Origin of the sequence: Bradyrhizobium sp. B025 (assembly GCF_042257955.1) — a bacterium.
Classification (GTDB): Bacteria; Pseudomonadota; Alphaproteobacteria; order Rhizobiales; family Xanthobacteraceae; genus Bradyrhizobium; species Bradyrhizobium diazoefficiens.
In genome coordinates this window covers 8,143,386-8,162,061 of sequence record NZ_CP170150.1, presented here as the reverse complement: position 1 = coordinate 8,162,061, position 18,676 = coordinate 8,143,386, and the positions used below count along the sequence as shown (strand labels likewise).

Below are 18,676 nucleotides of genomic sequence, written 5' to 3'. Positions count from 1 at the left end.
GCTGATCTCTCCCGCCGTTCACATAGGGACCCGCGCCCCCAGGAAAACATCTCCGAGTGCAAAATGAAAACCAAAACATGGGGCGGGGATATAGCAAATCCCTTGGATCCCGCGAGCCGCCCGAACCAGTGGCCGAGTTACGTATAACTTTTTTTGATTGTTTGATTATTCGATCGGCACGCAGATGCCGACGCACAAGACCGCAGAAGCGGTCAGGTACGCTCGTCACGAGAGACAACCAATGCAACACGCAAACGACAACGACCAACCCATAGCAGCCGACCATGTTACCGAGGTCCGCCCGCGCCCTGGCGAGCTGAACCGCATTCTACACCGCCGCTTCCCCGGTATGGGGCCGGCCCATGGCTGGCAATTGGATGCGGCGGCGAGGGCGACGTTTAATGCGGATATGTCCAAGTGGTTTGGTTTGGACGGGCGATGGCATTCAACTGCCGAGCAATATCGCCAGAGCAAAGGCAAGCGCCGCACCAAACAGGCGGCCACCCCCAACAAGCCCGGCAAGCCCGCCAGGCCAGAGCTACTGGATTGGCAGCAGGACGTGGGCGCACCGTACTCCAGGTGGTCGCATGCAGTTGCGGAGGGCGCTGAATTTCTTGCGGGCCGCACCGCCCCGGCGACAAGCGGCATTCGGCTCATGCAATTCGGTGCCGTTGAGGACGCCATGATCCGGGCAATCGACGCCAAGCGATTCCTGACGCAGGTGGCCAATGATAATGAGCCCGACATTCGCAGGAACAGGCCGCGCCGGAGGAAAATCGCGCTGGCGGCTTAAAATCCAGTTTTCGCCATAGTTGGGAACGTATCACCTTGAAGACCACGATTTGTGGTCTGACGTGACGTGCACTCGGCGCGCTGGCCACCACCCGGCGTCGCCACTTTTTCCCGGCCCTGAGCCGCGAAGCCGCTGCATGCGGCGTTTTATTTAACCCTCCAATCGCAATTTCCAATCCTGAAAGGAGAGCGGCCCCAATGGCCACTTGGAATCACGTGCTCGACGCGATCGAGCGTCATCTTGATTTCCCGCGCTCGCGAAGCACCGGAATCGCCAGGCGTTTGCAGGAAGCCGGAATCTTGCCTTCCGGCGCACCGGGCGTTGCGCCTGAGCTAGACGAGGACAATGTTCTCGACCTCGTTGTTGCGCTCGCCTCTGACACCGAGTTGCACACCGCTGTTGACGCGGTCCGCGCCTACCACGCGATGACACCCGGTAGTGTCAACCTGGATGGGGCCCCGCAGTCGATTCCCAACGCGCCGATCGCTGTTGCGATTTTGGTCGAGGACGCACGCACTGGCGTCGCGGAGGCGCGAAAATCTCAGGTTGCCGTATCCTGCAATTGTAGAGCCGTCGCGATTCACAAACCTGATGGGTCGGTCAGTCGCTTCAGTCAGCCGGGCGCTCATTGCGCTCACTGGCAATCCAATGGCCATCACAAGTCAGTCACCATCAACGTCGCCGCTGTGGCCGGTATCATTGATGCATTGTTTGGAAAGGTTGTTGCCTAATGGCTCCGTTGAAGACGAAGACCACCGACGAATTCCGCGTCCCCAGCCTCGCGGAGGCCGACAGCTCGTACGCCGACCTGATCGCGAAACGCGTGGAATTGGAGCAGAGAGACTCTAAGCTCAACAGCGAGCGCTCGAAACTGCGCGGTAAGATCGAGGCGGGCAGGGCGGCTTTTGGGAAACATATCTCGCCCGGCGTGGCCGCGCTGCTTGGTGACGATCCTACTGACAGCATTGCCGATCTGTCGCGGCAGCTCCGCGAAGTCACCACGGAGATAGCAAACATCGAGTCAGCGCGGGAGGTCCTGCATAGGCGCACAGACGAAGCGCGGAACGTAGCCTCCAAGCTCGTGTGCTTCACCGTGATGCCAGAGTACCAGCGCCGTTTGGGTGCGGTATGTGAGGCCGCTCGCGCGTTGGAAGCAGCCAAGCCCGAGAAAAGCACGACGCGCTGCTGGACGATCTGGAGCGCGAGGATGTGCGCCTCGGTTATCTGCGGCCAGTGCGCGCGCACTTCTTGGGCGATCGGCGCGAAGGCCGCGCTTTTTACTTTTTGAAGGAAGTGAAGGAGGCGGGCCACAATGTCTAAGGGATCCGAACGCACTTCCGATGTGGCCGACCGAAAGCCAGTTCGGCGCCGTGTAAAGATGCCTGGCGAAAGCCGACACTCCGAGTGCTCGGACTCACCAGCCGTGATTGCGCGCAAGTTGATGCAAGCGAAACGCGAGAAACGATTGCGGGTGACGCAACGCAATGGCTGAAACCATCTCAGGATTCGCGATTTCCTGGAATCGGCCGGCCATCATCGCGGGGCTCTTCGAGGAACGCTTCGCGCGCGGCGCATTCGACAAGCACATCGCGCAAAATCCAGACGTCGCCGCGCTTTGCAGTCATGATGTCAGCAGGCCTCTGGGGCGCATCAGCAACGGCACCCTCAAACTACGTTCGGATAACGTCGGACTCTACTACTCGTTAGAGCCGCATCCTGATGCGCCTTTAGGGCAGGAGGCCTTGGCACTGTCAACGAGGTGAGCGTGTCGTTTACTCCAGTTGTCGAGGAGTGGGACGACGGTGGCGACATTCCGAAGCGCCTCATCACCGAGGCCAAACTTTTCGAGATCAGCTTGGTCCTGTGGGGAGCCTACGGCAAGGACACCTCAGCTCAGATCAGTCGAGCATCCAGCAACAACCAGGCAGCACGACGGCGCGTTGAAGCGAAGATGCGGGCCCGCGGCATCCTTTAAGCGCAGGGGGAGGGGTGGGTCAGATCCCTCCCACTGCCGCCACTAGCTACCGGCGGCCCCCCATTTCACGCGCATCTGCAATTCGGACCCCCAGGGGCAAAATGCCACGACCAAGAAAGCCGGCCGCCAAGGCGCTGGTTGAAGGCCGGCACATCATCAATGCTGGCCGCTATAAACGCAACGATCCAACCGGTGCCGAAATCGGCGCTCCACCCACTTGGCTAAACGAGCAACAGGCCAATGCATGGCGTGAATTCGCCAGCGAGTTGCCATGGCTCAATGCATCTCACCGTTGTCTTGTCTCCATCGCATCAGTCTTGCGCGCTCGCCTGCAAAGCGGCGCGGAGATGGGTACAAAATCGCTCAGCCTACTGAGGCTGTGCCTAAGCAGTATGGGCGCGACACCGGCCGATGCGAGCAAGATCAGTTGGGCGCCGGCAGAGGAGGCGGACGATTTACTTGACTAAAACTCACGGACACTCCGGCAGAGCTAGTAGGTTATCGTTGTAGTAGCCGTCAGCGTGAGTTCGAACATATTTTCCGTTCGGGCCGCTAACGACGCCAACGTCCGCGCGCTTACCGCCGACCAACGTAAAGAATGTATTGGTCCCGTTCTCGATCGATCGAATGACCTCCGATCTCGGCCACACCAACCACACGCCTCCGAATGCGACATACTGGCAATTGCTGGCGTCGAAGGGGGATGCTGGCGCCACGGGCTCAACCGGTGCTGCGGGGGCCAACGCCCCCACGTATGGCGGCACTTCGACCACGTCGCTCGCTATCGGCACCGGATCCAAAGCGTTCACCACGCAGGCCGGCCTCGCCTATCAGAATGGCGCTCGCGTGCGGGCTAGCTCGGCGGCGAACACGGCGAATTGGATGGAAGGCCTCGTCACCTACAGCGGCACGACGCTGACCATGACGTCCGACAAGACCGGCGGCAGCGGCACGCTCGCGGACTGGAACTTCAACGTGGTGGGCCAGCCTGGGGCTGGTGATCTGTCGAGCGCCAACAATCTGTCGGACGTGGCGAGTGCTCAAACGTCACGTGGCAATCTCGGGGTTCTGTCTCCGCCGCAAGGTCGCCTGACCCTGGTGAGCGCAACGCCCGTGATGACGACGACGCAGAGCGCCAAAACGACGCTGTACTATGCGCTCTACAACGGCAATCAGGTGCCAATCTATGACGGCACCAAACTCACGATGACGACATTTGCCGAGTTGTCGATCGCGACGACCGACATCACCAAGAACCCCGCGGCGATCGGCGCCAGCAAGGTCAATGACTGGTTTGTCTGGAACGACAGCGGTACGCTGCGGCTGCCTCACGGTCCCGACTGGACAAGCGACACGGTGCGCTCGGCTGGAACGGCGTTGGGCCAGGTCAATGGTATCTGGCTCAACAATCAAGCCATCACCAATGGGCCGGCAGCGTGGCGCGGAGGCACCACGCGCAGCAATGCATCGTCGCAACTTGATTGGATTCTTGGCGGTTCGGGGTCTGGCGGTGTGGCTGGGTACCTCGGCGTGTGGAATGCCTATAACCGCGTGACGGCATCCGCAGCGGCGATCGATAGCGGCCTCGCATACACCTATTCCAGCGCGACCGTGAGGCAGGCGAGAGCGTCCGCAGGCAATCAGGTGTCGGCTGTATTCGGGCTGGCCGAAGATGCGACGCAGATTTCGTATGCATCACGCATTGGTCTGGTCACGAACTCAGCAGCCGCGGTTTCCGGTATTGGCGTGGATGCGACCAACGTTTTCATTGGTCAGGGGGTTCTTGCAGGCGGACGAATACTACTCAGGTCGGTGGAGCAGCCGCGTACGCGGCTCCGCCACTATTGGGTTTGCACGTGTTCTCAGCCAACGAACAGGGCGATGGCACCAACGCCAACAACATCAACGTGGCAGGTCAGAACGCGCTTAGCGTCCTGGCGAGGATGTAAGATCGGTGCCACCCGTATGGCCTGCGGACGCGCGTCGCGACAAGCCATTCTTTTGTCGGAGTCGCGCACTACTTTTCATTTTTGAAAAATGGAGAAGTAAGGTGGCAATTGGGACAGTGAAGTGGTTCAACCCAACAAAGGGGTATGGGTTCATTCAACCGGATTCCGGCGGCAATGACGTCTTTGTCCACATCTCCGCGGTTGAGAAGGCTGGTTTTACTTCGCTCGCAGAGGGCGCAAAAGTCAGCTTCGACATCGTGAAAAATCGCGGAAAGGAGTCGGCGGAAAATCTACGAATCGAGTGATGCACCACCCATTGTGTTGCTCAACAGAAAGGCCGCAGTGGTACGCCGCTGCGGGCGGCCGAGGAGATCGATCGGAATCGGCCGATGGATAAGGCGCTATTGTTCGCGTGGGCGTGCGCTCTAATCCTCTTGGTACTGTTCGTCGCGCTGTACCTTCCTTGGTAGTAAGTTGCCGATGGCGACTCGCCACGGCGCTGCCTGCGATCCGAGACTGATTGCCAAGTCACCGCCCACAATCCTGGTAGTTGCTCTAGGGCATTCGTCCGGAGGATACGTTGCCCGGTCAGCTTCTCCCTCCCTTGAGGCTGACCGGGCGAAGTTAGTGGCGCGCGCGATAGGGACAGCGCTTTATCGGTCCACCCCAAAGCACCGAGTCACGTGGCCGCTAACGTTCCCGCTGTTTAGGTCGCGCGGCTGCCACCGTGAGCCCGGTGTGATCCTTGAGGCTATCGATTACCTTGAGCGCGGCTTCGAGTTCATCTCGAAGACGCTTCGTAATCCGCAGAATGCCGCTCGCGAGCTCCTCGCGGCTGATTTCTGCACCGTGAGCAACTTTTTCTTCGAGGTCGCGTATAGCTTCGTCGATCTTGTGCAGCGAGAATGTGCTAGGCATCATCCGGCTCCGTCCTGATTAAGGGGCCGGCATCCGCCGACCCGCAGCGTAAAAATGCGTCCGCTACACGGTTTAGTAAAGCGGGTGGTGTTGCGGGAAAATCTGTCCCCATCTCGCGTCTGAGCGCCTCGAATTCGGATAAGGTCGAAAGAGGGCAATCCGCCACCGCGTCCATTTTTGAGCAGATAACTTCAACCCGGGATCGCCAATCGGCCAGCTGTTCTTCAGTTCGCTGTGGCGCGTACGTGTCTTCTGCCGGTGTATGGCTTGGCCTACGGACGTAGTCCGTGAATGCTTGGATTGCCGCTACCACTTCGGTCCTAGGCACGGCGGTTACTCCTATGAGCGGAGCCAGCTCGAACATTTGCAGGCCGAGCACTTTGATATGGCATGCACGCGGGGGCGCGACAACCCACTGGTACTGGTAGGTGCTTCCAGTCCTTCTCAGCGATACTCCTTGGTGGCACCAGGGGGGAATTTTGGGCCCCTCGGGAGCAAAGGTGGCCAGCCCTGCCAATCCAAGGGGCGAAGGCTGGCCACCATCGCTTGCGACGTCACCACACAGGGTAGCTACAGGCCAATGGATGCACATATTCGAGCAGCAAATCACGTCCCTGCGGTCCCAAGCGCTTGCGGTGTTTGCAGCCAATCAGGCCAGCGCGGCCGATCAGTCTTTGAGCCAAGCAGATCGCCAAATCGCGACGTCTAATGCCGAGGAGGCTCGACAGCTTGAAACCCAACCTCGGGCCGAAGGAGGCGCGGAAGATCGCTGCACGCATACGCGCTCTTCTAGGAGAGCCGCGTGTGTGCCAACCGGTTCGGGTGGCATGCCTGTGAGACTTTCGCCAGCGCGCCCGCGCTGCTTGCGGTGTGCGGGTTAGTCATAAAAGGCACTGGGTGCGCTCGCGATAGCTGACGAAAGGGTGACGGACTGTCTTGCTTCAATCACGACCGACAGGCTGCCAGGACTCCAAGTCAGTCTCCGAAAGAGAGACCCCAGCACGGGCAGCATGCTGGGGCGAGACGTTGGGCTGACGCGAGCCAGAAATCGAGCCACGACTCGATCATTATGACCGTGTAAATGTAGAGCAGCATCACGCACCGGTCAAAATCGCACTGCATGACAGTAATCGGCGGTAGGATCTTCGTTCGCGCGTTGAGGTGCAATCCGAGCAAACGCGAGAAAACGGCAGTTGCTAATCGCGCATAAGCAAATCTCACGTCCTGAAAAACGACCAAGTTGCTATCGCAACCAAAGGCTGTCCACCGGAAAGAGACGGCTTCGCTCTCCGCAAATGTCCGGTGGTTGGCTAGGTGCGAGAGGTTTTACATCAAGCGACGTAAGGAGATTTGGGAGCAGGTGCAGGCAGAAATGGCCGTTGGAGAAAGTGCGAGAATTTCTCGCACTTTATCGAAGCCGAAACGGGCCGAGGGAATAAACAATTCGCATCTGCAGCAGGCCATCTCCACTGGTGCCGGTGCGGCGAGTCTCCGCGCCGTAGCCGATTGGAACGAGCGCAAATCGTTTGACGAGCGCCGCCGCGCTGGCGGCCCTGAAGCTCCGTGTCGGGATGCGCAGGGCGGCCGGAAGGAAAAAGCGTTAGCTCGCGGAAGGGGGGTCTTAGCCGTGGAGGCCGTCGCTAGTGGGGATCACGGGCACTCAGCCAGTGAAAGAAGATTGTCTGGCTGAACGCCGTCCGCCGTTGTCTTGATGTATTTGTGCCCGTTGTGTTCGGCCACGACCACGCCAGCCATGAGTCCGTCTTCTTCGACATAGAACTCCCATTCGCCGCTTTCAATGTCTCTGATCGTCTGAACGACAGACTGCTTCCATTGACTTCCGTTTGAATATTCACCTCCGACACTTTCAATCCTCTCGTGGGGATTCATCCTGTCGGTCTTATTGATGCAGCGAACGCGTGCGAGTTTAACCACAGGGCTCTCTCCTTCGTGCTGCAAAGGCTGGGTGACCAGTTTAGCGTTCAGTGGCGGCCCAGGCAGCCCAACCAATCCTGGTAGGGGCCCGGGAGGCTTTTCGCCGATACAACGCGAGGGCCCCCCGCGGGTTGATGCCCCCCCTCGGGGGCGGGGCGGTCAGTTTTGCAGCTCAAGGCGGTAAGGCTGACCACGGAAGTTAGTGGCGCGCGCGATAGGGACAGCGCTTCTTCGGTATGGAGGCGCCGAGTCACGTGGCCGCTAACTTCACCGCGGCGCGGGTGTGGCAGGGACAGCGTCGTTTCGCATGTTTCGCGACGCCGAGTCGCCCCCGCGCCCCCCCCAGGACTGTTGGGCTCAAAAGGCCGATGAGCGCCGCGAGGAACGATTCTACTGGATATGCGCGCGCATTACGCTAATTGATTTGGCCACATTTCCCCACTTAGGATTTGTGGCCGTCATCTGCATTTTTCTGATTCAGATAGTCGCACTTGCCGCCCTGGCCAGAAAATATGCTGATGAGAACATCGCGATAGCGATCGACAAAATCATCGCATCGATTTGCGACAGGTTCGGGTGGAAGTAGGGCGGCGAGATCCTATCCGTAAAAGCCAATCAAAAAACGGATAGCAAAAAACGCCCCTGCGACTACGGCTGCCGTGATGGCTATCGCGAAACCAACCCTAAAGCTTTCGCTCATCAGTTCCCCCTAGGCCGCAGGCACATCCCCCTCCGAAATTGCGTCTGCGGCCTCCGCTGCGACGGTCCGCAATCATGCCGGTCACTGCGGTAGGTGTGCGACTACAAATTCTTGTAGTTGACCAGTTCGTGTTCTCTGGGCTCGAATTGCTGTCGAGCGGACCCTACGCCAGTCGCGAGCCCAATCGCCGGATGGATTGTAGCCATGACGAATGAACCGGATGATCTCATCGGACGTATTGCTGAGATCGAACTAATTGCTGAGATCGAACTAAATGAATCGGCGGCGATCTGTGTTGAGCAGATGGACGACGAAATCACGCTCGTCATTGCAAGCATTGTCGGCGTTCACTTCCAAGTGACAGTGGAGCAGGCGCTTGAGTTGTCGCGGGCCTTAGCTGTAGCTGCGGAGAATGCGGAAAAATTCCGTAAGTCAGCCAAGACGTAGCGGCTACTTCTTAATCGAGTGCTCTTGCATAAACCGCGCGGCCCTAACGCGCGCTCGCTCCATCATGTCTTCCTTCGCTTTCGCAGTGGCAAGCTCTGATTCAAGCCGCTCGAAGATCGGGAGATAGACTTCACCGCCTTGTGGCGACTGATCCATTAGGATCGCAAGACAATCCAAGCAACGCTCCAGTGTATCGACCGTGATTGGTTCGTCACTGCGGATCGCGAACCGTTTGGTCATCATTCGCCTACGCTGTCCGCGTCAATAGGGAGCTTGCTCCGCTCCCACTCCAATAACTCGGATAGAAGCCAGAACCTGGTGCGGCCACCGAGGCGCGTCGACGGTTGCGGAAAGGCCGCATCGCGCATGCGCCGGAATAGCCAAGTGTTCGATACGCTGCCGTAGCGCTCGCGAACTTGCTTGGCGTTGAGATACTGATCTGTCGCGAGGGCGTTGAGATCAACGGTCGACACGGGCGCCACCGAATCGTTGCTGCCGCCGCACGCTGGAATGGGAGTGTGGCTTTACAATAGGGCAGCACCCACATCCCTATGGACGCGCCGAAGCGCCCCGATAGGTGTGGGCAGCTAGGCCTTCGGTTTCGCCAGCCTCACACCAGGGCCGCCATCGATCGATTGACCATCTGCCAGGAAGATGGCGCCGGCAGATTCGAGGGCGGCGCGGATGGCGGCTATCGAATGACCCGGTGCCGTCGCGTCGGTCTCAACCCTCGTCACGGTGTTTCTGTGCACACCCGATTTCTCCGCAAGGTCTCGAACGGTCCAGTTCAACAAACCGCGCGCCGCCCTAATTTGTGCACTTGTCACCATGGTTAATTCCTGTATAGTGCATTTGTCACCATAGAGGTGATAGATGCACAATAAAGGAACCCGCCCAATGCTGCAAGCCGCCTCATTTCCGTCCGCTGAACGACCCACCACCCTTTCGCAGTTTCTCTACACCCATCGCCGATTGACCGACCTGGCCCGTGGGCCGCTTCCCAGCGAGATCGTTGAGGAGATGACCCACACCGCATGCGGAATTGCGGAGAGGATCCTTGAGGCGCCCGCCGCAGACTGGCGGGATCTGAGCAAGAAAGCCCTGCTGCTGCTCGACGAATTGCCCTACGAGCAGGAGTGGCTCGATCGTATGTGAATGCGGATCGAAATTTGACCCCTCAATCAGTCTATCTCGTGGGCTAACGTCTTGATTTTTCAAGTGCCGGAAAAGTGACCCCGGCGCCGATCGGCGTCGGACCCCCGCGCCGATTCACAGAAGCATGCGAAAACCATCGAGGCTCGCGGCGAAGACGTTGTCCAGCCGCATCAAGAAGCCGGATATACGTCAGTAGTTGTGGCCGTCGATCCTGATCAAGTCGGTCGTTGCAATCGGGCGGGGTCCATATGGGGTCCGGACGCCGATCGGCGTCCCAAGTGCTTGATGGGTCAATGTTCAGCGTCGATTCACAAAGATGTTGGCTGGAGATAGTCCTCGCCGCGAAAGCTGGCCGTACGCCTCACCGATGAGGAGCAGTATTTTGTCTCTGAATCTTCGGTCTATCGGCTGTTGACGGCGAAGCGCGCAGGCACATGCGCCATGCTGTCTTGGCGCGGCAATTGTCGTCATCAGGTTCTCGACAGCTTCCCCATTTAAGTTTAACAAACATACAGGGCTGATCCCCTTGGAAGAACATCCGCTGCCGATGCTCACGGTGCGTGCCTGCCGGCGCTGTAAAGGGCGGTTTGTTGCTGATTGCCCGGCATGTCAGATCGATAGCCCAGGTTCATATTTGAAGAGGACGGATGGATTTCCCCTTGACCAAGTCGGTGCATGAACAATCGGGCAGCACGGGTCCGCAAGAGAGCTCACCCGCGGCTCCGTCTGCAGCCGCGGCGACCTTTGAGCGGCAATTGAGAGAGATCAGCAGTTCAGGTGTGGGTGGTGGAGCAATGCCGGCCGCCGCTGCGCTGCAGCCGGCTCAATCAACGGAGGTTTTGATAGGGAGGCAGTGCAATCAGATCCTTTACTCCGAGGATGCTCGCCTTATCTCGGGGCTTGAGAAGGCCCTTACGAAGGGCGGGGCCGCCAAAGGCACCACCAATAACTATTTACGTGTTCTTCGCGGCTTTGGCCATTGGCTCTCCGCAAATAACAAAAAGGGCATCTCTGCTCGGCTCGACGACAAAAAATCGCTGTCTCAAGATGCGCGCGAGTTCAGCGGAGAGGGTGAGCCCTGGAAACTTCTTACAGCAATAGGTCATCTCCGAAATTCGCAGTCGACCGGCGAAGTCGTGCCGATCACACGCCACGTTGAGGTAAATCCTTATCAGCAGGACGCGGAACTCATCAAAGAGTACCAAAACGAAGTAGCGTCAGAGATGGGCAAGAGGGATGCAACCGCTCTTCGCAATTTCAGCGACTACCTGCGTGACAACAACAAGAAGGGTATTGTTGGTCGGCTTCGCGGCGAGTTGTTAAATGAAGATGTTAAGAGCTATAAGAAAGTCTCCGCTTTTCGTTCGAAAATCGGTGTCGCGCTGGATCGTCTCCGAAAATCGTCGGCCGGCGCTAAGGCGATGGATCTCGAGCGCAATATTGATCCCGAAGACGCGGCCCTGAAGGAGTCGAGGCAGGTCGGCGACGCCGCTGCGCAGCACAGTTCGTCGCAGAAAGCTGGCAGTTGGCCAGAGGAATTGCTTCCTGCGGAAGGCCATGATCAGAATTTGCTTTTGGGGCCGATGGACGAACCCGGCGCGTCGTCCTCGGCGCCGCAGCCGACTCAGTCAACTGGGATTTTGAGAGGGAGGAGGAGACGGCCTCTTTATCCCGAGGATGCTGCCCTTATTTCGGGGCTTGAGAAGGCCCTCATCAAGGGCGGGGCCGCCGAAGGCACCGCCAAGGACCATGTACGTACTCTTCTCAGCTTTGGCCAGAGGCTCTACGCAAATAACAAAGATCCCATTGCTGCTCGGCTCGACGACGAAAAGTCACTGACCGCTGATGCGCGCGAGTTGTTCGAAAAGCGTCCCGCGACACTCCATAGGGCAATAGACCATCTCAGGACCTCGCGGTCGACGGGCGGAATCGTGCCGATCGCAGGCCGCACTGAGTTGCATCCTTATCCCCAGGACGCGGCACTCATCAAAGAGTACAAAAACGAAGTAGCGACAGATGCCGGCAAGAGGGATGCAACTGCTCTTCGCAATTTCAGCGACTACCTGCGTGACAACAACAGGCCGGGCATTGCTGCTGGGCTCGGCACGTCGTTTGATGGAGATGTCGAGAGCTATAGGAAGGTCGCCGGTGCTGATTCCAGGATTGGTGCCGCACTGGCTCGTCTCCGAAAATCGCAGGCCGGCGCTGAGGCGATGGAGCACGAGCGCCATATTGATCCCGAAGAGGCGGCCCTGAGGGAGTCGAGGCGGGTCGGCGACGCCGCTGCGCAGCACATTGCGTCGCAGAAGGGTGGCAGTTGGCCAGAGGAATTGCTTCCTGCGGAAGGCCATGATCAGGATTTGCTTTTGGGGCTGATGGATGAACCCGGCCCGTCGTCCTCGGCGCCGCAGTCGGCTCAGTCAACTTGGATTGTGATAGGGAAGAGGAAGCAGCCTCTTTATTCCGTGGATGCTCCCCTTATTTCGGGGCTTGAGAGGGCCCTCATCAAGGGCGGGTTCAGCAAATCCGCTGCCGAGCAGCACGGAGGTTCCCTTCGTAGCTTTAGCCGTTGGCTTTTCGCAAAAGAAAAACCGAGCATTCGTGATCGGCTCGACAATAAGTCGCTGACCGATGGCGGTGAGGTGCTCGAGTTCACCGGAGAGGGTAATCCAAAGAGACTCGTTCAGGCAATCGACTATCTCCGGACCTTGCGGTCGACGGGCGAAGTGCCGATCTCACGACGCGCTAAGCTGAATCCTCACCCCCAGAACGTGGCCTTTATCAATCCCGAAGACACGGTACTGATGGAGCCGAGGCGCGTCGACGCCGCCGCTGCGCAGCACAGCGCGTCGCAGGAAACTGGCCGTCGGCCAGAGGAGCTTCCCGCGGAAGGCCGCGATCAGGATTTGCTTTTGGGGCTGATGGACGAACCCCGCTCGTCGTCATCTCTCGAGCCAGCCGCGCGCCATGACCAGGCACCGGATCCCGGAGAGCCCGACCGCCAGCAGTCCCCGGACGAGCCGATGGCTGCGCTTGCCAGGAGCAACCGCCTGCCAAGCGAGGAGGTCCTCATCAACGATGAGCATGACACAGCTGAGTTGAGGCCAGCGAAGAGGCAGAGGACCCTAAACAATCCGCAAGGCGTTGCCGGCGAGCGGCAGCTGAGCGAGATCGCCAATTCAGGCGGCCAGCCGACACCGGCGCCTACCCATCAACAGGGTACGTCGTCATGGGAGACGCAGCCGATGCTGCTGCGGAGCGGCTACGAAGATGTCACGGCGCCGCATGCGGTCGCGATGTACGTCGGGGGCGCCGCTGCGCAGCACAGCGCGCGGCAGCGAGCTGTCAGTCGGCCATTGGTCCTCCCGGAAGGTTACGATCAGGATCTGCGCTTAATGGTGGAAGACGGCCCATCGTGGCCCGAGGTTCCTCCTGAGCAGGCGCAGGACATAGTCCAAGCTGGGCAGGAACCTGCCCGGCCGACCGTGGAAGCAGCGCCAACGCACTCTGCCAGGGCTCGCTCAAATACCTACGGCGGTATTGAGGTGTCGTTTAATCCGAATTCGCCCGCATCATTTGAGTTGCGTGACAATGCTTGGAGCCCGGCGCCTGGCTTTCCGCCGCCGTTTGCCGGGCCGGTACCGGGGCATCACCAGGGCGCTCAACAGCTCGGCTCGCCGCAGGGGCTTTCTCCGGTGTCCGCCCACTCGGACGATGACGCTTTGGCGTGGTTGAGCGAGGAGCTTGCGCGGCAGATGCAAGAACCGGCATCACCATCAACTGCCAGGGCTCAGGATCTCTATCGTGGATTTGAGGCACTCCTTGATCCGGATGTGGCCGAGTTGGATGACAGTGCTCACTTTGCGCCAGCGCCTTCTGCCAGGGCTTGCTCAGACACCTACGGCGGTCTTGAGGTATCGTTTAATCCGAATTCGCCCACATCATTTGAGTTGCGCGACAATGCTTGGAGCCGGGCGCCTGGCTTTCCGCCGCCGTTTGCCGGGCCGGTACCGGGGCATCACCAGGGCGCTCGACAGCTCGGCTCGCCGCAGGGGCTTTCTCCGGTGTCCGCCCACTCGGACGATGACGCTTTGGCGTGGTTGAGCGAGGAGCTTGCGCGGCAGATGCAAGAACCGGCATCACCATCAACTGCCAGGGCTCAGGATCTCTATCGTGGGTTTGGGGCACTGCTTGATCCGGATGCGGCCGAGTTGGATGACAGTGCTCACTTTGCGCCAGCGCCTTCTGCCAGGGCTCGTTCAGACACCTACGACGGTCTTCCATTGGTTGATCTGACCGCGCCCGCACCGTCCCCATTGCGCGACGATATCGTGCGGCGGTTTCCGATCACCTCCTCCGATGCTCAGATCGGGGCGTTGAATCCGATAGCCTTGTCCCATAACCGCGGGCTGGTGCTCGAGGACACGGAATGGCTGGGCGACGAGCATATCCTCAGGGATTACCAGCTTCAGGAGCTGGATTTGCAGAGGAGCGATTCGGATCTCGCCGCCCGGACGCGGTTCGTAGATCCCCTCGAAGCGCTGCGGCTGCGCCTGGGCGCGGAGAGCGACGTGCTACGCGTATTCCATCGCATCGTCCATGATCGGCGTGATAACGATACAGCCGACTTCCTGTTGCTGCCAGTGAACGATGCCAGTGCTACGGACCGCGGCAGGCATTGGTCGCTGCTGTTCGTTGATCGCAGCAACCGGCAACGGCCTGTCGCCTATCACTACGATTCCTACGGGAGATACAACGAGACGCATGCAAGACAACTCGCAGAAAGGCTGAACCTCGCCCTGCAGCCCGCCGGCATGGCCCAGCAGCAGAACACTTGTGATTGCGGCGTCTTTGTCGTGGACGGCACGCGGGAGCTGGTTAGGCAATTGGCGCAAGGACGGGAGCCAGACCAGCTGAACCTCAGCAACGTCGTTGCCAATCGGCAGGCACTGCAAGCGCGACTCAGGGGTTGATGTCGCCGTGGGCGGACCCTCGCGGCGCTTCTCTTTGAGCTTGAATGACGGCTGGAAGAAGTTCACCAGCAGGCGCGCCGCGGCGTAGAGACGTGCCATCACGCGGGCCGTCTCGCCCCCGTCGAAGCGCCCGTATCCGACGAGCCGCCGGACCACCGACAGCGCGATGCGGTTGTCGGCAAGGGCGAGCGCGCGACGCTGCGCTTCGGAAAGACCGGTCAGCTGACCGGCGCCTCGAGGAGACCGAGCTTTCGCGCGGCCAGGTATCGGCCTTCGCCCGCGATGATCGTGCCATCGCTGTCGACGAGCAGCGGGTACCGTCAAGTTAACGAATTGGAGCGGCCGAGGGGTAGACGACCGGCATGCCGACCGCCCGGGACCCTCTTTATCGCCGCCATCGCTTCCCATCGGAAGTGATCAGCTATGCCGTTTGGTTGTATTTCCGGTTTCCCAGCGGCTCATGAAGAAGCTCTTGAAATCCGCCGGCACGCCGCCGCGCGTGATGATCACGGACAAGCGTTCGCACGGCGCTGCGAGGGCGAAGATGGGCTTTTTCGTCGAACATCGCCAGCACAGAGCTCTCAACAATCGGGCTGAGAATTCTCATCAGCCGACGCGGCAACGCGGCGGATCATGAAGCGTTTCAAATCGTCCCGTCAGGCTCAACGGTTTCTGTCACTTCACGTTCCAGGCATCGTAAGTGGATCCGTAATCCCCGGGAAATTGACGAAACCTCAGACTCTCTCCTCAGCAGAGGTGTATCCGCGCCTGCGCTTGGCGCGCTCCAGCCGTCCGAATGCTTCGCCCGCTTCAGCGCTGGCATCGAAAGTCTGCACCATCGTCTGGCCGGTCGTGCCGATCCGGCCCCAGTCGCGGATCAGCGAGACCCCGCCGAACAAGGTCGGTTGGATCGAAAGCAAGTAAAACCGCCGCATGTTGCGGGTGGTGTCGATGCGGCGAAGGTGAAGCGGCCCTAGCTTAAGGTTCGGCATGCATGGATTCTCGCTTCCTGTGGAAGCGAGGTCCAATGCTTTCTATGAATCGATCAGGGCCAAACGATTCATTCTCTCGCTACATCAATTGCACCAGGCGGGTGTCTTCGGACTGTGGCGATGATGTGGAGGCTCCACGGCCCGATTTGAACCCCACCGTCTCGCGGCAAAACCGAGACCGCAGTCTGAACTGATCGAGAAGCTCACTGAATCGCGCCGGAGCTAGGTCCAAGCATTGTCGATCCAGCAGCCTCAGCAAGGTTTGAAAGCTGACTAGGTGACATCGGTGCAGCCGTTGAGCGATCGACGGAGCAATTGCGGACGAACGGGAAATCGAAGTCCGGACACGGGTGAATTATGGAATGACACCCGGGCACTTCTTTGCCGGTGCTGCTGCAGAGAATCAAGCGCGCGATGTGGTCGGACATCGCCGACCTGCGTCTGGCAGCCCGACCAACCTTATGGGGTGTTGAAGAAGCGCGCGGCCTCTTAAAGGCCGCATTCTCTGTGGTAGGGCAGTATCTGAAAGCGCGTATGGCCGCGCAACCTGAGGCGAGAGGAGGATTCCGATGTTCGAGGCTAAAGACTATCGCGTGTGCTGCCATCACTTTGTCACCCCGACCGACCGCGCCGTCTACCCGGCGCAAGAGCCCTTACTAACCTACTCTGAGGCCCTCCGGCAGGTGCAGACCGAGCAGGCCAAGGGCTACATGGTGGCCTGGGTCATCGATCGCACCGGAGCAGGCGCCACCAATGAGATTGGTGGTTCGAACGCATCGGTTCGACGTTGATCGTAAGCGCAGCTCTGGCCCTTGGATTGGCGCTTGACGTCTGTTTTGATTACGGTGTGAGCCGGCACGGCTTCCACTTTTCCGACAACGTTGACGCTGGCCTCAAGCGCCTGCCTGTCGTCGAACCACTTTTTAGAGCTTGATCACATGATCGCAGCCGCGCCGAAGATCGAAGAGGCTGCAATGCCGTTTCCACGCCGAGTCACAAGCAGAAGAAACTCAACCAGGACTCGCGCTGGTCAGCGTCATCAGAAACTGTGCACGCTCGACAGGACGATCGAGCCAGTGCGTCGAGGTCTATTCCTGCATAGGAGGACGCGGCGAGGCGGCGGGAAAGTTGGAAGGTTGGGATCCAGCAAGGTCCCGATTCGCGCGCTGTACCTCGGCGGTCCCAAACACGAGGACGCAGAGAGGTCTGTTTTGGGCGCGGGATTTTGGCTGGGACACGAGCCCGTCAGAGCGTTGCCGCCGCCGCTCTGAAATGGTCGGGAAACCTTCCGATCGTGCGAGACTCTTATCTAACCTCACTTGTGATCCGCTCCCCTCGAGACTTTTGGAAGATATCCCAACTGCCGTTCCAGAGCAGCTAAGGTTCGACGGGCCGAATCCAATCTCGCAGTCGCCTCGACCAGGTCGGCCCATGTTTTATCCGACCGTGCAACCGCCGTGGAGCCGGTCTCAAACAGGTTGTTGTTGAGATGCGGGGCCGCTTCGCCTCGCAGGGCACGCTCCAAATCGAGCAGGGTGCTCGTCAGCGCTCGATGCGCGCACGCGTCCTCTCGTTCCAGGTTTTCCGCCACGTCGAGCGCCGCACGATAGTGTCGTATCGCTGCAACGACTCTGCTCTCGAGGTCGGGCTCATCGCTCATCTGCTTTTCTCTCCACGAATCTTTGAGCAATTTGTGTCGGTCTGAACGAGCAAAAATTGTAAGCGGAGCTTTTCTCCCATTTGATTGACTGGTTTCGCTTCGGCTTTCGCTCTGCGATCCTTGGCTTGTCAGAGAGCCGAGAGGAGACTGAAGGCGATGGAACAATCGGGGGAGGAAGCCGAAGCTGATGGCTTTGTGGGGAAGCTTACGCGCCGGACGCGTTCTGGATGCCGGTTATGGTCTGCGGAGATCAAGGGGCGCGCTGTTTTCGAGAGCATGAAGCCCGACGCCCGGGTATGTGATGTCGCACGGCGTTATGGTGTGAAGGCCCAGCAGTTGACGACGTGGCGCAGATTGGCGCGTGCTGGCCGGCTCGCATTGGTCACGGACGACGCGGCGGATTTCGTGTCGATCGAGCTGAGCGATCCAGTGGCGTCAGGCAAGAGCGAGGGGCCCGTCGAGATTACGATTGGCAAGGTTTCGGTCCGCCTGGATGCGGACGTGTCGGCGGTGCGGATCGCGGAGATCGTGACTGCGATCGAGCGCGGCGCATGATCATTCCGGCGCAGGGACTGCGGATTGTGCTTGCTGTGCGTCCTGTTGACTTCCGGTGCGGGCACGACGCGCTGGCCGGTCTTGTGCAAAACACGCTTGGGCTCGATCCGCATTCGGGCCTGATCGTGGTTTTTCGTTCGAAGCGCGCCGACCGGCTGAAGATTTTGCTATGGGACGGCACGGGCCTCGTTTTGGTCTACAAGCGCCTTGGCCGCGATGGTCGTTTCGAGTGGCCGCAGATCAGCGACGGCGTCATGCATCTGACGCGCGTGCAGTTCGAAGCGCTGTTTGAAGGGCTGAACTGGAAGCGAGTGGGCGAACGGATTGTCGCGACGCCAGCTGCGGCGAACTGACTCAGACCCGACAACCTGTTTCGCGCGGGGCTTTGGGATGATAGCTTGCGGATGTGCCGCCGTCCCCCATTGATCCCGCCCGTCTTGCAGCGCTGCCCGCCGATTTGCGCGCGCTCTTCCGCGCGCAGGAAGCGATGATTGAAGCCGAGCGTCGTCGCGCAGACGATGAATGCTCGGCGCGCCTTCATGTCGAGAGTGAACTGGCTGCGTCCAAAGAGAGCGTCGAACGCCTCGAACTGCTCGTGAAGGAGTACGAGAGAGCTGGCCCCGG

The 18,676-nt window shown here is 59.7% G+C and carries 21 protein-coding genes and 2 pseudogenes; 14 read left to right on the top strand and 9 right to left on the bottom strand.

The annotated features are described in order from the left end of the window. Positions 1 to 241: 241 nt before the first annotated feature. The 5 genes and pseudogenes from ACE10W_RS38585 (at position 242) to ACE10W_RS38565 (ending at position 3,235) form a co-directional block, all read left to right on the top strand. Complete coding sequence (locus ACE10W_RS38585; RefSeq protein ID WP_014498619.1) at positions 242 to 793, top strand: hypothetical protein; 552 nt, start codon at positions 242 to 244, stop codon at positions 791 to 793. Between the two features lie 197 nt (positions 794 to 990). Further along, positions 991 to 1,524, top strand: a complete 534-nt coding sequence (locus tag ACE10W_RS38580) for a hypothetical protein (protein ID WP_011090966.1) — start codon at positions 991 to 993, stop codon at positions 1,522 to 1,524. Positions 1,525 to 1,532: 8 nt separating this feature from the next. Further along, on the top strand, positions 1,533 to 2,081 hold the full coding sequence (locus ACE10W_RS38575; protein WP_223153797.1) for a hypothetical protein: 549 nt from the start codon (positions 1,533 to 1,535) through the stop codon (positions 2,079 to 2,081). A gap of 196 nt (positions 2,082 to 2,277) precedes the next feature. Beyond that, positions 2,278 to 2,768: pseudogene (locus tag ACE10W_RS38570) on the top strand (HK97 family phage prohead protease). Between the two features lie 101 nt (positions 2,769 to 2,869). Beyond that, positions 2,870 to 3,235 (top strand): hypothetical protein, encoded by a 366-nt coding sequence (locus ACE10W_RS38565; RefSeq protein WP_014498622.1) that lies wholly within the window; start codon positions 2,870 to 2,872, stop codon positions 3,233 to 3,235. Between the two features lie 3 nt (positions 3,236 to 3,238). Here the strand turns inward: ACE10W_RS38565 and ACE10W_RS38560 are convergent, their stop codons facing one another. Beyond that, positions 3,239 to 3,418 (bottom strand): DUF3892 domain-containing protein, encoded by a 180-nt coding sequence (locus ACE10W_RS38560; protein ID WP_071916953.1) that lies wholly within the window; start codon positions 3,416 to 3,418, stop codon positions 3,239 to 3,241. On the opposite strand from ACE10W_RS38560, the gene ACE10W_RS38555 reads away from it, so the two are divergent. Both ACE10W_RS38555 and ACE10W_RS38550 read left to right on the top strand, forming a co-directional pair. Then, positions 3,396 to 4,802, top strand: a complete 1,407-nt coding sequence (locus ACE10W_RS38555) for a hypothetical protein (protein ID WP_011090961.1) — start codon at positions 3,396 to 3,398, stop codon at positions 4,800 to 4,802. The genes ACE10W_RS38560 and ACE10W_RS38555 overlap by 23 nt on opposite strands. 16 nt (positions 4,803 to 4,818) lie before the next feature. Further along, positions 4,819 to 5,022: a cold-shock protein gene (locus ACE10W_RS38550; RefSeq protein WP_011090960.1), complete on the top strand. Its 204-nt coding sequence runs from the start codon at positions 4,819 to 4,821 to the stop codon at positions 5,020 to 5,022. A 385-nt stretch (positions 5,023 to 5,407) separates the two neighbouring features. Here ACE10W_RS38550 and ACE10W_RS38545 read toward each other — a convergent pair whose 3' ends face one another. The 3 genes from ACE10W_RS38545 to ACE10W_RS38535 all read right to left on the bottom strand — a co-directional run bounded on the left by ACE10W_RS38545 (position 5,408) and on the right by ACE10W_RS38535 (position 7,570). Further along, positions 5,408 to 5,635: a hypothetical protein gene (locus tag ACE10W_RS38545; RefSeq protein WP_223153796.1), complete on the bottom strand. Its 228-nt coding sequence runs from the start codon at positions 5,633 to 5,635 to the stop codon at positions 5,408 to 5,410. 554 nt (positions 5,636 to 6,189) lie between these two features. Then, on the bottom strand, positions 6,190 to 6,414 hold the full coding sequence (locus ACE10W_RS38540; RefSeq protein ID WP_154694125.1) for a hypothetical protein: 225 nt from the start codon (positions 6,412 to 6,414) through the stop codon (positions 6,190 to 6,192). Positions 6,415 to 7,285: 871 nt separating this feature from the next. Further along, positions 7,286 to 7,570: a DUF3892 domain-containing protein gene (locus ACE10W_RS38535; RefSeq protein WP_011090958.1), complete on the bottom strand. Its 285-nt coding sequence runs from the start codon at positions 7,568 to 7,570 to the stop codon at positions 7,286 to 7,288. Between the two features lie 904 nt (positions 7,571 to 8,474). Between ACE10W_RS38535 and ACE10W_RS38530 the strand changes: the two genes are divergently transcribed. Then, entirely contained in the window at positions 8,475 to 8,717 is a 243-nt protein-coding gene (locus ACE10W_RS38530) for a hypothetical protein (protein WP_014498627.1), read from the top strand. A gap of 3 nt (positions 8,718 to 8,720) precedes the next feature. Here ACE10W_RS38530 and ACE10W_RS38525 read toward each other — a convergent pair whose 3' ends face one another. From ACE10W_RS38525 to ACE10W_RS38515, 3 genes are all read right to left on the bottom strand, one after another. Beyond that, on the bottom strand, positions 8,721 to 8,960 hold the full coding sequence (locus ACE10W_RS38525; RefSeq protein ID WP_016846398.1) for a hypothetical protein: 240 nt from the start codon (positions 8,958 to 8,960) through the stop codon (positions 8,721 to 8,723). Continuing rightward, on the bottom strand, positions 8,957 to 9,190 hold the full coding sequence (locus tag ACE10W_RS38520; protein WP_223153795.1) for an AlpA family transcriptional regulator: 234 nt from the start codon (positions 9,188 to 9,190) through the stop codon (positions 8,957 to 8,959). Before ACE10W_RS38520 ends, ACE10W_RS38525 begins: the two co-directional genes overlap by 4 nt. 114 nt (positions 9,191 to 9,304) lie before the next feature. Beyond that, positions 9,305 to 9,547, bottom strand: coding sequence for a helix-turn-helix domain-containing protein (locus ACE10W_RS38515; protein WP_011090956.1), 243 nt, complete (start codon positions 9,545 to 9,547; stop codon positions 9,305 to 9,307). A 67-nt stretch (positions 9,548 to 9,614) separates the two neighbouring features. Between ACE10W_RS38515 and ACE10W_RS38510 the strand changes: the two genes are divergently transcribed. From ACE10W_RS38510 to ACE10W_RS38500, 3 genes and pseudogenes are all read left to right on the top strand, one after another. Beyond that, entirely contained in the window at positions 9,615 to 9,872 is a 258-nt protein-coding gene (locus ACE10W_RS38510; RefSeq protein ID WP_014498629.1) for a hypothetical protein, read from the top strand. Positions 9,873 to 10,519: 647 nt separating this feature from the next. Continuing rightward, complete coding sequence (locus ACE10W_RS38505) at positions 10,520 to 14,845, top strand: Ulp1 family isopeptidase (RefSeq protein ID WP_011090955.1); 4,326 nt, start codon at positions 10,520 to 10,522, stop codon at positions 14,843 to 14,845. Between the two features lie 362 nt (positions 14,846 to 15,207). Next, positions 15,208 to 15,529, top strand: a pseudogene (locus ACE10W_RS38500) (DDE-type integrase/transposase/recombinase); the annotation flags it as partial. Between the two features lie 50 nt (positions 15,530 to 15,579). On the opposite strand, the gene ACE10W_RS38495 reads toward ACE10W_RS38500, so the two are convergent. Next, a complete protein-coding gene (locus ACE10W_RS38495) occupies positions 15,580 to 15,837 on the bottom strand; it encodes a WGR domain-containing protein (protein ID WP_011084508.1) in 258 nt (85 codons plus the stop codon). A 569-nt stretch (positions 15,838 to 16,406) separates the two neighbouring features. On the opposite strand from ACE10W_RS38495, the gene ACE10W_RS38490 reads away from it, so the two are divergent. Then, on the top strand, positions 16,407 to 16,628 hold the full coding sequence (locus ACE10W_RS38490) for a hypothetical protein (protein ID WP_014497999.1): 222 nt from the start codon (positions 16,407 to 16,409) through the stop codon (positions 16,626 to 16,628). A gap of 524 nt (positions 16,629 to 17,152) precedes the next feature. Here ACE10W_RS38490 and ACE10W_RS38485 read toward each other — a convergent pair. After that, complete coding sequence (locus tag ACE10W_RS38485; RefSeq protein WP_011084509.1) at positions 17,153 to 17,497, bottom strand: hypothetical protein; 345 nt, start codon at positions 17,495 to 17,497, stop codon at positions 17,153 to 17,155. Positions 17,498 to 17,653: 156 nt separating this feature from the next. On the opposite strand from ACE10W_RS38485, the gene ACE10W_RS38480 reads away from it, so the two are divergent. Both ACE10W_RS38480 and tnpB read left to right on the top strand, forming a co-directional pair. Further along, a complete protein-coding gene (locus ACE10W_RS38480; protein ID WP_011090954.1) occupies positions 17,654 to 18,052 on the top strand; it encodes a transposase in 399 nt (132 codons plus the stop codon). Beyond that, on the top strand, positions 18,049 to 18,405 hold the full coding sequence (tnpB, locus tag ACE10W_RS38475) for an IS66 family insertion sequence element accessory protein TnpB (protein ID WP_011090953.1): 357 nt from the start codon (positions 18,049 to 18,051) through the stop codon (positions 18,403 to 18,405). Before ACE10W_RS38480 ends, tnpB begins: the two co-directional genes overlap by 4 nt. The last annotated feature ends 271 nt before the right edge of the window (positions 18,406 to 18,676 follow it).

Bases quoted from the DNA above. Each gene is read 5' to 3' on its own strand.
- ACE10W_RS38510 (WP_014498629.1), top strand. From the start codon at position 9,615: ATGCTGCAAGCCGCCTCATTTCCGTCCGCTGAACGACCCACCACCCTT.
- ACE10W_RS38485 (WP_011084509.1), bottom strand. From the start codon at position 17,497: ATGAGCGATGAGCCCGACCTCGAGAGCAGAGTCGTTGCAGCGATACGA.
- ACE10W_RS38515 (WP_011090956.1), bottom strand. From the start codon at position 9,547: ATGGTGACAAGTGCACAAATTAGGGCGGCGCGCGGTTTGTTGAACTGG.
- ACE10W_RS38555 (WP_011090961.1), top strand. From the start codon at position 3,396: ATGACCTCCGATCTCGGCCACACCAACCACACGCCTCCGAATGCGACA.
- ACE10W_RS38495 (WP_011084508.1), bottom strand. From the start codon at position 15,837: ATGCCGAACCTTAAGCTAGGGCCGCTTCACCTTCGCCGCATCGACACC.
- ACE10W_RS38565 (WP_014498622.1), top strand. From the start codon at position 2,870: ATGCCACGACCAAGAAAGCCGGCCGCCAAGGCGCTGGTTGAAGGCCGG.
- ACE10W_RS38545 (WP_223153796.1), bottom strand. From the start codon at position 5,635: ATGCCTAGCACATTCTCGCTGCACAAGATCGACGAAGCTATACGCGAC.
- ACE10W_RS38525 (WP_016846398.1), bottom strand. From the start codon at position 8,960: ATGATGACCAAACGGTTCGCGATCCGCAGTGACGAACCAATCACGGTC.
- ACE10W_RS38480 (WP_011090954.1), top strand. From the start codon at position 17,654: ATGGAACAATCGGGGGAGGAAGCCGAAGCTGATGGCTTTGTGGGGAAG.
- ACE10W_RS38505 (WP_011090955.1), top strand. From the start codon at position 10,520: ATGGATTTCCCCTTGACCAAGTCGGTGCATGAACAATCGGGCAGCACG.
- ACE10W_RS38540 (WP_154694125.1), bottom strand. From the start codon at position 6,414: ATGCGTGCAGCGATCTTCCGCGCCTCCTTCGGCCCGAGGTTGGGTTTC.
- ACE10W_RS38580 (WP_011090966.1), top strand. From the start codon at position 991: ATGGCCACTTGGAATCACGTGCTCGACGCGATCGAGCGTCATCTTGAT.
- ACE10W_RS38585 (WP_014498619.1), top strand. From the start codon at position 242: ATGCAACACGCAAACGACAACGACCAACCCATAGCAGCCGACCATGTT.
- tnpB (WP_011090953.1), top strand. From the start codon at position 18,049: ATGATCATTCCGGCGCAGGGACTGCGGATTGTGCTTGCTGTGCGTCCT.
- ACE10W_RS38530 (WP_014498627.1), top strand. From the start codon at position 8,475: ATGACGAATGAACCGGATGATCTCATCGGACGTATTGCTGAGATCGAA.
- ACE10W_RS38490 (WP_014497999.1), top strand. From the start codon at position 16,407: ATGTTCGAGGCTAAAGACTATCGCGTGTGCTGCCATCACTTTGTCACC.